This is a genomic window from Candidatus Liberibacter africanus PTSAPSY, assembly GCF_001021085.1.
Taxonomy (GTDB): domain Bacteria; phylum Pseudomonadota; class Alphaproteobacteria; order Rhizobiales; family Rhizobiaceae; genus Liberibacter; species Liberibacter africanus.
This window is the reverse complement of record NZ_CP004021.1, coordinates 193326-205861: the sequence shown is the minus strand read 5'-3', so window position 1 is coordinate 205861 and position 12536 is coordinate 193326. Positions and strand designations below refer to the sequence as shown.

Sequence of the window (12536 nt, the reverse complement as noted above, 5' to 3'; positions counted from 1 at the left end):
TCGATATTAAAATTCTGCTAAGAAATTATATGTAAAAATTGATATTATTATTATAAATCATATTATTATTATAAAAAGATATAGTTGAATATTTCAGAGCGTTGGTGAGTAGTTTTTCGTATTGAGTGTGGCTTATTTCTATAGCTCCAAATTGTCGTAAATGGTTAGTTATAAACTGTGTATCTAATAATAAAAACTTACGTTTTTTTAGATGTTCAACCAGATGAACAAGACAAACTTTCGACGTATTCTCCATGCGAGAAAACATACTTTCTCCAAAAAATGCCGCTCCAAGTGATACTCCATATAGACCTCCTACCAATTCTTCTTCTTTCCACGCTTCTATTGTATGAGCATATCCCATATGGAAAAGATCAATATATGAATTTTGGATTTGCATATTAATCCAGGTAGATGGGCGATCCGATGTTTTTTGAGCGCAAGCAGAGATCACACTTTCGAATGCCGAGTCAATGCGGATATCATATAATCCCCTTCGAATATATTTTTTTCAAGCTTTTTGGAACATGAAATTTTTCGAGGGGAATTATACCTCTTTTTAAAGGTTTGATCCATGAAATATCCTGGCCATCAGCTGAATCTGCCATTGGAAATATTCCTGAAGAATACGCTTTTATTAGAATATCTGGACTTATATTCATAATGTTGGTATTTCGGGGATGGACATCTATTATTTTTGTTTTAAATAATTATTTTCTAACCAATGGATATCATAATTACCTTTTATGATATCATCATTTTTTATAAGTTTTTGAAATAACGGTATAGTTGTTTTTATTCCATCGATAATAATCTCATTTAATGCACGATTTAGACGCATCATACATTCTTTGCGGTTTTTTCCATGGACAATTAATTTAGCGATAAGGCTATCATAGTAAGAAGGGATGACGTATCCCTGATAAGATGCGGAGTCCATTCTGATCCCTAAGCCACCAGGAGCATGATAATAAGTTATTTTCCCTGGATTAGGGACGAATGTCTCAGGGTCTTCAGCATTAATACGACATTCGATAGCATGGCCAGAGAAGGTTATATCTTTTTGTTGAATAGACAAACGATTTTCTAATGCCACGTATATTTGCTCATGCACAAGATCTATACCTGTGATCGCTTCAGTGATAGGGTGCTCTACTTGTAATCGTGTATTCATTTCTATAAAGTAGAAATTTCCGTTTTCATAAAGAAATTCAATAGTTCCCGCGCCACGATAAGAAATTTTTTTCATTGCTTCTACGCATATTTCTCCTATTTTTTCGCGATCTTGTGCGCTTATTACAGGAGAGTGCGCTTCTTCCCATATTTTTTGATTTCGACGTTGTACGGAGCAATCGCGTTCACCAAAATGAACAGCATTTCCCATACCGTCTCCAAAAACTTGTATTTCAATATGGCGTGGATTTAAAAGATATTTTTCTATGTAAACTGCATCGTTGCCAAAAGCGAGGAGTGCTTCAGAGCGTGCCTGATTAATTGCTTCCATAAGGTCTTTTTCAGAGTGTGATATGCGCATACCACGTCCTCCACCGCCTGCGGAAGCCTTGATTAACACTGGAAAACCTATTTTTTTAGCTATAGGCATAGCATTATCAGTAGACACTGCTCCAGATCCAGGAACTACAGGAATCCCAAGTTTTTGAGCAGTTTCTTTAGCAGTAATTTTATCGCCCATAATCCTTATATGTTCTGAAGAAGGGCCAATGAACTTAATATTATGAGCTTCTAATATCTCGGCAAATTTTGCATTTTCCGACAGAAATCCGTATCCAGGATGAACGGCATCAGCATTTGTTATTTCACATGCAGCTACTATTTGTTGAATATTCAGATAGCTATCTTTCGAAGGAGGGGGGCCAATACATACGCTTTCATCTGCTAAGCGTACATGCATTGCGCCAGAATCTGCCGTTGAATGTACTGCAACTGTGGCAATTCCTAATTCTTTGCAGGCACGTAAAATACGTAAGGCGATTTCTCCGCGGTTAGCAATAAGAATTTTGGAAATCATTTATTGTCTTCTTTCTTTTTTAAAACTAATAGTGCGTCACCATATTCGACTAATTGCCCATCTTGTACCTTGATATCAATCACTGTACCGGAGCATGGTGCTAAAATAGGGTTCATGGTTTTCATGGCTTCAATAATGATAATGGTTTGTCCCTTCAGTACAGCGCTTCCTTTATTAACGAAGGGATCGCTCCCTGGGCTACTAGCTAAGTATGCAGTTCCCACCATTGGAGATGTTACCGTATGTGAATTGTCAGAGATGGGAAGAGGATCCGTTTTTGATTCACATCTAGGATCTTCCATTACACTGGATGTTGTAATTTCCACCGAAGAATTGCTAATTTTATGGTTTTCATAGTAACAATTTGTTATGACATCCTTTTGCGGAGAGCGTAAAAGGCGAATGCGCATTCCATCGGTATCTATCTCAACTTCTGTCAAGTTAGTTTCGTTCAAGACATGTGCAAGGTTTCGGATTAATATTAAGTTAATTTTTTGTTTTTTGTCAGTCATAGGATATCAAGTAAAACTTCTCATTTTGGTTTTCATTATTAAAGAGATCACAGTCAAGCATTTATTCCTTGACATCAATTATTGTATTAACAAACAAGGTTTCATATAACTACTTAGTATATGAATAAAAAGTTTTTTTAAAAAAAAAGCAAGGATCACGATTCATACTTCACATAAATAAAACGACCTTATTCTTACATCAATATATTTTAATCGTATTAAATTAGATCTGTTACAATTAATTTTTTTTTGATTTCATAGTATAGAGGTGTTTATATGGTAAAACAATGGTTCCCTTACATGGGAATTTCTAACTAAATTTTGGAAGAAGTATACACTTTTCCATAAAAATAGAGGTGGATATCATGGAATATGGTTATTTATTTTTTAATATTATTTCAAAAAAAATTGCAAATTAAGAGAAAATATTATTGCTATATTGAAGAGATTTTAGTTTTTTGATGATTTTGTATGGATTCATCTTGACGTGAGCAGAAGAAAATATTACCACCAAAGGGAGCCTGTATCTAAGATTAGGTTTTGTGTTCTTTTTCTGGTATAATTCCCAGGAATATGGTTTTTCGTGAACGCGTCTTTTTTGATGTGCTTTCCTATGGTTTTTGATTGTGCTAGTAGCGGGTGCGTTTTATATGTAGCAGTTGTGTTTTATTTTTGGATTATAAAATGAGGGATATGAAGATTTTTTTATGGAGAGTGCTATAAATGCCTACTGTTAATCAGCTTATACGCAAACCTCGCAAGGGCTCTTTTCGCGTTCGTGCTAAAGTAACTGCTCTTAGAGGTAATCCTCAAAAGAGAGGGGTGTGTCTTCGTGTTTACACAGTGACGCCTAAAAAGCCTAATTCTGCGTTGCGTAAAGTTATTAAAGCACGTTTGACAAGTGATGTTGAAGTTATAGCATATGTCCCTGGAGAAGGTCATAATTTGCAGGAGCACTCAGTTGTCATGTTGTGTGGTGGTCGCGTAAAAGATCTCCCTGGGGTTAAATATCGGGTGATTAGAGGGGTTCTTGATGCACAGGGTGTTAAGAATCGGAAGCAGGCTCGTTCTCGATATGGGGCTGAGCGTCCTAAGTAGTTTAGTTTTTCTGATAAAAGTTTTGGTATTTTTTAGAGTGTTTGTTGTAAGTAGATTGTAAAAGACAGAGAGTTATTATGTCCCGACGTCGTAGAGCGGTAGTGCGTGAAGTATTGCCTGATCCAAAGTTTTCTGATGCTATTGTTGCTAAATTCATGAATGCTATTATGTATGCTGGCAAAAAGTCTGTAGCAGTAAAGATTGTTTACGGAGCATTTGATCTAATTGAAAAGAAAGAGAAGCAAGATCCAATTACTCTGTTTCGCCAGGCCTTGAGTAATGTTACTCCGCAGGTTGAAGTGCGAACTCGTCGTGTAGGGGGTGCTGCATATAGTGTTCCTGGAGAAATAACGACAAAGCGTAGTCAGGCTCTGGCAATTCGTTGGATTATAACGGCGGCACGTAAGCGTAATGAAACAACTATGATAGATCGATTGGGTGGAGAAATTATCGATGCAGCTAACAATCGAGGGGTTGCCGTTAAAAAGCGTGAAGAGACGCATAAGGTAGCTGATGCTAATCGTGCTTTTTCGCACTATCGTTGGTAAATTGTTGCGAGGGGTGCAAGAAAAATGTCGCGTAAGTGTAAAATAGAAGACAGTCGTAATTTTGGTATCATGGCACATATAGATGCTGGGAAGACGACTACTACTGAGCGTATATTATACTATGCTGGGAAGTCCCATAAGATCGGAGAAGTGCATGATGGTTCTGCTACGATGGACTGGATGGAGCAAGAACAAGAGCGTGGTATTACTATTACTTCTGCATCTACTACAGTTTTTTGGCAGGGACGTGATGGTGTTCAGAAAAAATTGACAATTATTGATACTCCTGGACACGTTGACTTTACTATGGAAGTAGAACGTTCTATTCGTGTTTCGGATGGTGCGATAACATTGTTAGATGCTAATGCTGGTGTTGAACCTCAAACAGAAACGGTATGGCGTCAGGCGAACAAGTATTCTACTCCGCGCGTGATATTTTGCAATAAAATGGATAAGATGGGCGCGGACTTTTATCGTTCTGTTGAAATGATTTCTTCTCGTCTTGGGGCGAATCCTTTGGTGGTGCAGTTGCCTGTCGGATCTGAAAGTGATTTTCAAGGCGTCATTGACTTAATTGAAATGAAAGCTCTTTTATGGAAAAATGAGGATTTGGGTGCAAGTTGGGATGTCGTAGAAATACCTGAAGACATGAAAGATTTGGCTGATACTTATCGTGAGAAGATGATTGAGGCCATTGTTGAATTGGATGATTCTGCGATGGATTCTTACCTGAAGGGTGAGTGTTTTACTCCTGATAGGATACGTTCTTTGGTTCGCTTGGGAACTATTTCCGTGAAGTTTTTCCCTGTTCTGTGTGGGTCTTCTTTTAAGAACAAAGGCGTTCAGCCGTTGTTGGATGCTGTTGTTGACTATTTGCCCTCTCCTCTTGATGTGCGGGCAATTAAGGGTATTGATGTGAAGAGTGAAAGTGAAGTTGATGTTCCCGCATTAGATTCCGCACCTCTTTCTATGCTGGCATTTAAAGTAATGGCGGATAGTTTTGTTGGCTCTTTGACTTTTTGTCGGATTTATTCAGGAAAGGTTTCCAAGGGGGATTCTTTATTAAATACGATCAAGGGTAAAAAGGAACGAGTTGGTCGTATGATGCAAATGCATTCTAATACTCGTGAAGATATTGACGAAGCTTATTGTGGAGATATTATTGCTCTTGCTGGTCTGAAAGATACAGTGACGGGGGAGACTTTGTGTGATCCTTCTAAGCCTATTATTTTAGAGAGAATGGATTTTCCTGATCCTGTTATACAGGTTGCTGTTGAGCCTAAATCGAAGGGTGATCAAGAACGGATGTCTTTGGCTTTAAGTCGCCTTGCTGCAGAAGATCCTTCCTTGCAAGTGCGATCAGATCCAGATTCTGGTCAAACTATTATAGCTGGTATGGGTGAATTGCATCTTGATATTATTGTGGATAGGATGTCACGTGAATTTAGGGTGGATGCTAATGTTGGTGCTCCTTATGTTTCTTACCGTGAATCGGTTACTAAGGTTTGCGTTCATGACTATATTCATAAAAAGCAGTCTGGTGGTGCAGGGCAGTTTTCTAGAGTTAAAATAGAATTTGAGCCTAATCCAGATGGGGATGATTTTATATTCGTGTCCAAAATTGTAGGGGGGGCTATTCCGAAAGAGTATATTCCTGGTGTTCGAAAGGGTGTCGAGAGTATGCTTTCCTCTGGGCCAATGGCGGGCTTTCCTATGCTCGGAATGAAAGTTACCTTGTTGGATGGTTCTTATCATGATGTTGATTCCTCTGTCCTTGCCTTTGAGATTGCCGCGCGCGCTTGTTTTAGAGAGGCGGCAAGTAAAATGGGTGTGCAATTATTGGAACCGATTATGAAGGTTGAGGTTGTTATTCCTGGGGAATATGTTGGGGATGTTATTGGTGATTTGAGTTCACGAAGGGGGCAGATTCAGGGGCAAGAAAATCGTTCTGTATATGTCGTGATTGATGCTCATGTGCCTCTGGCTTGTATGTTTAAATATGTAGATTCATTGCGTTCCATGTCGCAGGGTCGGGGGCAATATACAATGGTTTTTGACCATTATGCTCCTGTTCCTGCGCATGTTTCTAAAGAGATACAGGAGAAATATTCTGTTGCAAAATCGATATGATTTGCTGTAAACAAATGCTTTTCTGAGAAAATCTTGTTTTGTGGCTTTATATTTATTGAAGATGTGTTGAAATAAAGGGAATTTGTTTGATGTCAGATAAACATTTTGTTCGAGACAAAGAGAGTCTTGGTCTTAGTACTATAGGTCACGTTGATCATGGTAAGACGACGCTAACCGCGGCTATTACGAAGTACTATAGTGATGAGAAGAAGGGCTACGGCGATATTGACAGTGCGCCGGAAGAGCGGGTTCGAGGCATTACTATTTCTACTGCGCATGTACACTATAGGACTGAGAATCGTTTTTATAGCCACATTGATTGTCCTGGACACGCTGATTATGTGAAGAATATGATTACTGGTGCGGCGCAAGCTGATGGTGCTATTCTTGTATGTTCTGCAGATGACGGTCCTATGCCTCAGACGAAGGAGCATATTCTTTTAGCTCGTCAGATAGGTATTTCATCTTTGGTTGTTTATCTGAATAAGATCGATGTGATTAGGGATGAGGAGTTATTGGAGCTTGTTGAAGACGAGATTCGTACTCTTTTAAAATGCCATGGTTATCCTGGTGACGAAGTGCCTATTATTAGGGGTTCTGCTGACTGTGCGTTGCAGGGTAAGGAGAAAGATATGGGGGAAGATTCTATTCATGCTTTGATGCAGGCGATTGATTCTTATATTCCTACCCCATCTCGTTCTTTAGACAGTCCTTTTTTGATGCATATAGAGAGTTCTTGTACGGTTGAAGGTCGCGGTACTGTTGTGACTGGTCGAGTTAAGCGTGGTCAGCTTACAGCAGGGAGTGATGTTGAAATACTTGGTATGGGTGGCAAAAACCTTAAGGTCAAGTGTACAGACATAGAAATGTTTCGTCGCAAACTAGACAAAGCTATAGCTGGAGATAATGTTGGCTTGCTTCTTCGAGGAGTGAATAGAGCGGATGTTCCTAGGGGTAGGGTTGTTTGTGCTCCTGGTTCTATTAAAGATTATCGTAAGTTTATGGCCAATGTTTATGTGTTGACGAAAGAAGAAGGTGGTCGTCATACAGGTTTTTTAAATAATTATCGTCCTCAGTTTTTCATGGATACAGCTGACGTTACTGGTAAAGTAACTCTTCCTTCTGATGTGAAAGCTGTGATGCCTGGAGATAGGGTTGATTTAGAGATAGAGCTTATCAGTCCGATTGCGATGGAAAAAGACCAACGTTTTTCTATTCGTGAAGGAGGGAAGACCATAGGTGCTGGGATGATTACTAAAATCATAGAATAGCATGATATGATCGTGTGAATGAGAAGAAGTGTCTTTTAAATATTGTTTTGAAAAAAAGGGGTGGGTTGTGAAATGAGAAGAGGGTTAAATAAATGACAAGTCGGAACATCCGTATTTGCATATGCCTGAAAGCGTTTGATTCGTGGATACTTGATTCTTCTGTGCGTGAGATTGTGTCAACTACTAAAAAATCTGGTTCGCAGATTGTGGGTCCTATACCTTTTCCTCGTTCTATACGTAGATTTACTGTTAATCGATCTCCTCATGTTGATAAAAAAAGTCGAGATCAATTAGAAGTGCGTATATACAAGCGTTTGCTCTATATCATTAAGCCTACTCCTCAGACGGTTGATGCTTTGATGAAGTTAGACATCGCTGCTGGTGTTAATGTAGTGATTAAACTGTAGTTTTTGAGAGGATGAGTTGATGCGTTCGGGTGTTGTTGCGCGAAAATTGGGCATGACCTGTGTGTACAGTAGTGAGGGTAATCGTCTTCCCGTGACGATGTTGCATTTGGATAATTGTCAGGTTGTAGTTCATCGTACTTTAGAAAAAAACGGATATATGGCGGTTCAAGTTGGTGCAGGAGACGCAAAAGTTAAAAACGTTTCTAAGCCTATGCGAGGTTTTTTCTCCTCTGTTAAGGTGCCGCCTAAAAAGAAATTGTTTGAATTTCGTATTCAGAAAGATGATGATTTTTTGCCAATTGGCACTGTTTTTTCTCCAAGTTATTTTAATGTTGGTCAGTTAGTAGATGTTGCGGGTGTTACTATTGGAAAAGGGTTTGCCGGTGCCATGAAAAGGCATAATTTTGGCGGTCTTCGTGCTACGCACGGGGTTTCTATATCTCACCGTTCGCATGGTTCTACGGGATGTCGTCAAGATCCTGGTCGTGTTTTTAAGAATAAAAAAATGGCAGGTCATATGGGTGGAAATCGTGTTACCACCAAGAATTTAGAGGTTGTGTTGGTTGATGATGAGAAGGGATTGATCTTTGTTAAAGGTTGTGTTCCTGGTGCAAAGAATAATTCTTGGATTATTGTGCGAGATTCTTTTAAAAGTACGATGGATTGTAAGGGGAAAGTTTCGTGATAGAGCTAAGTGTCAGGAATCTTGAGGGAGAAGATAAGGGTTTTATTTCTGTTTCTGAAGGGATTTTTTCTTTAAAGCCTCGCCAAGGTATTTTGGCTAGAGTTCTTCGGTGGCAATTTTGGCGTAAAAGAATTGGGTGTTCTAAGTCAAAAGGGCGTTCTGAAATTGCATATACGGGTTCTAAAATGTATACGCAAAAGGGAACAGGTAGGGCAAGGCATAGTTCCAAGTCCGCTCCTCAGTTTCGTGGTGGTGGGAAGGCTTTTGGTCCTCTTCCTGTTGTCGGTGCTCATGCATTGCCTAAAAAGGTACGTGCTCTTGCTTTGCGTCATGCTTTGTCAGACAAATTTCTTTCCAATGATATTGTTGTAATTGATAGTTTGGTTGTTAAAGAGTGCAAAACCAAAAATTTGGCAATACGTCTTCAAGCTCTTGGTTTGTCAAATGCGCTTATTGTTGATGGTGTTCAGTTAGATAGAAATTTTCAACTTGCTGCTCGTAATATTCCAAATATTAATCTCCTTCCTATTCAGGGGATTAATGTTTATGATATTTTGCATTGTTCTAAGTTGGTTCTTTCTAAGTCTGCTGTTGAGGCTTTGGAGGATCGTTTTAAATGACCGATATTCGATTTTATGATACTATTATATCTCCTGTTATAGCGGAAAAATCTACTTTACTATCTGAAAAAAATCAGTTTGTTTTTAATGTTAGGAAGGATTCATCCAAATCTGAAATTAAATCTGCTGTTGAAGCGCTATTTAATGTTAAGGTAATTTCCGTAAATACTCTTATTCGAAAAGGGAAGGTAAAGCGTTTGAGTAGGGTTTCTGCTGCTCGTAGTCGTGTTAGATCTTCTCGCGATATATATGTATCTCGTAAAGATATTAAGAGGGCTTTTGTAACGTTGGCTAAAGGACATTCTATTGATGTTTCGGTTGGTATTTAGAGATATTTGTTTTAGGGAGATTGTATTATGGCGTTAAAAAGTTTTAATCCTGATACATCGGGTAGGCGTCAACTCGTTATTGTAAATCGGAGTTCCTTGCATTCGGGGAAGCCTATTAAGACTTTAACAAAGGGATTGTGTTCTAAGGGGGGGCGAAATAATACTGGTCGCGTCACCGTGCGTTTTCGTGGAGGAGGGCATAAGAATCGCTATCGTCTTGTGGATTTCAAACGTAATGAATATGGTGTTGAAGGAGTTGTAAGGCGTTTAGAATATGATCCTAATAGAACGGCGTTTATCGCTCTTGTTTCATATTCGAATGGATCTTTGGCCTATATATTAGCTCCGCAACGTTTGTCGGTAGGGGATAAAGTTATTTCTTCAGATAGTGCTGTTGATATTAAGCCTGGGAATGCTATGCCATTGCGATTTATTCCTGTTGGTTCTATAGTACACAACGTTGAAATGAAGCCTGGGAAAGGGGGGCAATTGTCTCGTTCTGCGGGTTCGTATGCTCGTCTTGTTGAGAGAGATCGTAGCCAAGCTCTTCTCCGTCTTTCTTCTGGTGAGATGCGTTTTGTTCATTCATCTTGCATGGCTTCTATAGGTGCGGTTTCAAATCAAGATCATTCTAATATTAGTCATTCTAAAGCGGGGCGTTCTCGTTGGTTAGGTTTTCGTTCGCATGTTCGAGGGGTAGCTATGAATCCTATAGATCACCCTCTTGGTGGTGGTGAAGGTAAGACATCTGGGGGTCGTAATCCTTGTAGTCCTTGGGGTAAGCTTACGAAAGGAAAGAGAACACGATCGAATAAGTCAACAGATGTTTTTATAGCTCGTTCTCGTCATAAGAGTAAGAAATAGGGAGTATTTATAGTGGCGCGTTCAATTTGGAAGGGTCCTTTTGTTACCAAATCTCTTCTTAAAAAGGTAGCGAAAGCTCGTGATTCTGGTCGTCGTGATGTTATACGGATATGGTGTCGTAATTGTGATATTATGCCGCAGTTCATTGGTTTGACGTTTGGTGTGCACAATGGTCGTAAGCATATACCTGTGGTAGTTAGTGAAGAAATGGTTGGATTTAAATTTGGTGATTTTTCTCCAACTCGTTATTGTCAAGGGCATGGTAGTGATAAAAAGACTAAAAGGAAGTAGCTTATGAGTAGTAGGGGGAGTGTGTCAAAGCGTCGAGTAGGAGATAATGAAGCTAATGCTATCGCAAGCATGCTCCGAATTAGTCCTCAAAAATTAAATCTTGTTGCTGCTATGATAAGAGGAAGGAAAGTTTCTGATGCTCTAGCGGATCTTGAGTTTTCGCGAAAGAGAATTGCTAGTGATGTTAAGAAAACTCTTCGTTCTGCAGTTGCGAATGCGGAAAATAACCATGATCTTGATGTGGATCGTCTTATAGTGTCGGAGGCATATGTAGGTAAGTCTGTTTCTATGAAGCGGTTTCATTGTCGTGGTCGTCAGCGTATTGGTCGTATAGTTAGGCCTTTTTCTCGTTTGACTGTTGTAGTTCGTGAAGTTCCAGATGAAGGAAAGGTTTTATAATGGGGCAAAAAATTAACCCTATATTGTTTCGACTTGGTGTGAATTGTACTTGGAGTAGTCGTTGGTTTGCGCAAGGTTCTGAGTACGGAAATTTTTTACATGAAGATTTGGAGATACGTAAATATTTACAAAGTAATTTAAAGCATGCGGGTATTGCTAAGATTTTGATAGAGAGAACTCATAAAAAGTGTCGTATAACTGTTTATTCTTCTCGGCCAGGCTTGATTATTGGTAAAAAGGGTACTGATATAGAGAAAGTGCGTAAAAAACTTGCTCAGATGACGGCTTCTGAAATTTATTTGAGTGTTAATGAGGTTTCTAAACCAGAGATTAATGCGTCTTTAATAGCTCAATCTGTTGCTCAACAGTTAGAAAAGCGTGTTGTTTTTCGTCGTGCTATGAAACGTGCTGTTCAATCTGCTATGCGTTTTGGAGTTGAAGGGATAAAGATTATTTGTTCAGGACGTTTGAATGGTTTAGAGCTTTCTCGTACTGAATGGTATCTAGAAGGAAGGGTTCCTCTTCAAACTCTTCGTGCTCATATTGATTATGGGGCGGCTGTCGCTGATACTGCATATGGGACATGTGGTGTTAAAGTATATGTTTCTTTGCGTGAGCCTTCTGATTTGGACAGTGCACGTCGTCCTGCAGAAAAAGATGGGTAGCGATATTTTTCTTTGATATGATTATGTGTTGTGGTTTGTGGAGAATATAGAGTATGTTGTGTCAGCCGAAGAACACTAAATATCCTAAGCAGTTTAAAGGGCGGATTAAGGGTGTGGCAAAAGGAGGGTCTCAAATATCTTTTGGTAATTTTGCCCTTAAAGCTCAACAGCCTAATAGGGTTGGGTCAAGGGAAATTGAGGCTGCGCGCCGTGCTATTAGTCGTAGTATGAAGCGTGCTGGTCGTATTTGGATATGTGTTTTCCCGGATGTTCCTGTAACTTCTAAGCCTACAGAAGTTCGTATGGGAAAGGGAAAAGGTAATGTTGAAGAGTGGTTTTGTCGTGTAAAGCCTGGGCGTATTTTGTTTGAGGTTGATGGTGTGAGCGAGGAAACTGCTAGAGAGGCATTGCGTCTTGGGGCGGCTAAGTTATCTATTGTAACGAAATTCATACGGCGGATTGTGGAATGAGGATAAAATGTTAAAGTCTAAAGATATTTCTGTCATGAGTATTGTTCAGTTAGAAGAGAAGTTGATTGAGTTAAAAAAAGATCAGATGTCTCTCCGTTTTCAAAAGGCTTTAGGACAACTTGAAAAGCCTTTTCGTAAAAGAGTGATAGGTCGTGATATTGCGCGTGTTAAAACTATGATAAATAGTAAACTTTGTGAGAAAAATTCTTAAGGGGATA

Annotated in this window: 16 protein-coding genes and 1 pseudogene; 14 read left to right on the top strand and 3 right to left on the bottom strand. The window is 39.2% G+C overall.

Annotation, left to right across the window (positions count from 1 at the left end; genetic code table 11):
* Window positions 1–25 precede the first annotated feature (25 nt).
* The 3 genes and pseudogenes from aat to G293_RS00945 all read right to left on the bottom strand — a co-directional run bounded on the left by aat (window position 26) and on the right by G293_RS00945 (window position 2469).
* Window positions 26–662 (bottom strand): annotated as a pseudogene (gene aat / locus G293_RS00955) (leucyl/phenylalanyl-tRNA--protein transferase).
* Between the two features lie 29 nt (window positions 663–691).
* Window positions 692–2029, bottom strand: coding sequence for an acetyl-CoA carboxylase biotin carboxylase subunit (gene accC / locus G293_RS00950; protein ID WP_047263913.1), 1338 nt, complete (start codon window positions 2027–2029; stop codon window positions 692–694).
* On the bottom strand, window positions 2026–2469 hold the full coding sequence (locus G293_RS00945; RefSeq protein ID WP_244464418.1) for an acetyl-CoA carboxylase biotin carboxyl carrier protein: 444 nt from the start codon (window positions 2467–2469) through the stop codon (window positions 2026–2028). The genes accC and G293_RS00945 overlap by 4 nt, the downstream gene beginning before the upstream one ends.
* Before the next feature lie 795 nt (window positions 2470–3264).
* On the opposite strand from G293_RS00945, the gene rpsL reads away from it, so the two are divergent.
* The 14 genes from rpsL (at window position 3265) to rpmC (ending at window position 12529) form a co-directional block, all read left to right on the top strand.
* Window positions 3265–3639: a 30S ribosomal protein S12 gene (gene rpsL, locus G293_RS00940; RefSeq protein WP_047263911.1), complete on the top strand. Its 375-nt coding sequence runs from the start codon at window positions 3265–3267 to the stop codon at window positions 3637–3639.
* A 77-nt stretch (window positions 3640–3716) separates the two neighbouring features.
* Window positions 3717–4187 carry a 30S ribosomal protein S7 gene (gene rpsG, locus G293_RS00935; protein ID WP_047263910.1) on the top strand — a complete coding sequence of 157 codons (471 nt, stop codon included), beginning with the start codon at window positions 3717–3719 and terminating at the stop codon, window positions 4185–4187.
* A 24-nt stretch (window positions 4188–4211) separates the two neighbouring features.
* A complete protein-coding gene (gene fusA / locus G293_RS00930; RefSeq protein ID WP_047263909.1) occupies window positions 4212–6317 on the top strand; it encodes an elongation factor G in 2106 nt (701 codons plus the stop codon).
* 89 nt (window positions 6318–6406) lie between these two features.
* Window positions 6407–7588 carry an elongation factor Tu gene (gene tuf, locus G293_RS00925; protein ID WP_047263908.1) on the top strand — a complete coding sequence of 394 codons (1182 nt, stop codon included), beginning with the start codon at window positions 6407–6409 and terminating at the stop codon, window positions 7586–7588.
* Window positions 7589–7680: 92 nt separating this feature from the next.
* Window positions 7681–7995, top strand: a complete 315-nt coding sequence (gene rpsJ / locus G293_RS00920) for a 30S ribosomal protein S10 (protein WP_047263907.1) — start codon at window positions 7681–7683, stop codon at window positions 7993–7995.
* A 19-nt stretch (window positions 7996–8014) separates the two neighbouring features.
* Window positions 8015–8680, top strand: a complete 666-nt coding sequence (rplC, locus tag G293_RS00915) for a 50S ribosomal protein L3 (RefSeq protein WP_047263906.1) — start codon at window positions 8015–8017, stop codon at window positions 8678–8680.
* On the top strand, window positions 8680–9300 hold the full coding sequence (gene rplD, locus G293_RS00910; RefSeq protein ID WP_047264649.1) for a 50S ribosomal protein L4: 621 nt from the start codon (window positions 8680–8682) through the stop codon (window positions 9298–9300). The genes rplC and rplD overlap by 1 nt, the downstream gene beginning before the upstream one ends.
* Window positions 9297–9629, top strand: a complete 333-nt coding sequence (gene rplW / locus G293_RS00905; RefSeq protein ID WP_047263905.1) for a 50S ribosomal protein L23 — start codon at window positions 9297–9299, stop codon at window positions 9627–9629. The genes rplD and rplW overlap by 4 nt, the downstream gene beginning before the upstream one ends.
* 27 nt (window positions 9630–9656) lie before the next feature.
* Complete coding sequence (gene rplB, locus G293_RS00900; protein ID WP_047263904.1) at window positions 9657–10493, top strand: 50S ribosomal protein L2; 837 nt, start codon at window positions 9657–9659, stop codon at window positions 10491–10493.
* Window positions 10494–10505: 12 nt separating this feature from the next.
* Window positions 10506–10784, top strand: coding sequence for a 30S ribosomal protein S19 (gene rpsS, locus G293_RS00895; RefSeq protein ID WP_047263903.1), 279 nt, complete (start codon window positions 10506–10508; stop codon window positions 10782–10784).
* 3 nt (window positions 10785–10787) lie between these two features.
* Window positions 10788–11183 (top strand): 50S ribosomal protein L22, encoded by a 396-nt coding sequence (gene rplV, locus G293_RS00890; RefSeq protein ID WP_047263902.1) that lies wholly within the window; start codon window positions 10788–10790, stop codon window positions 11181–11183.
* Window positions 11183–11848, top strand: a complete 666-nt coding sequence (gene rpsC / locus G293_RS00885) for a 30S ribosomal protein S3 (protein WP_047263901.1) — start codon at window positions 11183–11185, stop codon at window positions 11846–11848. Before rplV ends, rpsC begins: the two co-directional genes overlap by 1 nt.
* 56 nt (window positions 11849–11904) lie before the next feature.
* The gene (rplP, locus tag G293_RS00880) at window positions 11905–12318 is read left to right on the top strand and encodes a 50S ribosomal protein L16 (protein WP_047264648.1); all 414 of its coding nucleotides are present in this window, start codon (window positions 11905–11907) and stop codon (window positions 12316–12318) included.
* A gap of 7 nt (window positions 12319–12325) precedes the next feature.
* A complete protein-coding gene (rpmC, locus tag G293_RS00875) occupies window positions 12326–12529 on the top strand; it encodes a 50S ribosomal protein L29 (RefSeq protein ID WP_047263900.1) in 204 nt (67 codons plus the stop codon).
* Window positions 12530–12536 lie beyond the last annotated feature (7 nt).

Coding starts and splice junctions, on each gene's coding strand:
- rplC (WP_047263906.1), top strand. CDS start 8,015: ATGCGTTCGGGTGTTGTTGCGCGAAAATTGGGCATGACCTGTGTGTAC.
- rplW (WP_047263905.1), top strand. CDS start 9,297: ATGACCGATATTCGATTTTATGATACTATTATATCTCCTGTTATAGCG.
- rplV (WP_047263902.1), top strand. CDS start 10,788: ATGAGTAGTAGGGGGAGTGTGTCAAAGCGTCGAGTAGGAGATAATGAA.
- rpsL (WP_047263911.1), top strand. CDS start 3,265: ATGCCTACTGTTAATCAGCTTATACGCAAACCTCGCAAGGGCTCTTTT.
- rplB (WP_047263904.1), top strand. CDS start 9,657: ATGGCGTTAAAAAGTTTTAATCCTGATACATCGGGTAGGCGTCAACTC.
- tuf (WP_047263908.1), top strand. CDS start 6,407: ATGTCAGATAAACATTTTGTTCGAGACAAAGAGAGTCTTGGTCTTAGT.
- fusA (WP_047263909.1), top strand. CDS start 4,212: ATGTCGCGTAAGTGTAAAATAGAAGACAGTCGTAATTTTGGTATCATG.
- rpsG (WP_047263910.1), top strand. CDS start 3,717: ATGTCCCGACGTCGTAGAGCGGTAGTGCGTGAAGTATTGCCTGATCCA.
- rpmC (WP_047263900.1), top strand. CDS start 12,326: ATGTTAAAGTCTAAAGATATTTCTGTCATGAGTATTGTTCAGTTAGAA.
- accC (WP_047263913.1), bottom strand. CDS start 2,029: ATGATTTCCAAAATTCTTATTGCTAACCGCGGAGAAATCGCCTTACGT.
- rpsC (WP_047263901.1), top strand. CDS start 11,183: ATGGGGCAAAAAATTAACCCTATATTGTTTCGACTTGGTGTGAATTGT.
- rpsJ (WP_047263907.1), top strand. CDS start 7,681: ATGACAAGTCGGAACATCCGTATTTGCATATGCCTGAAAGCGTTTGAT.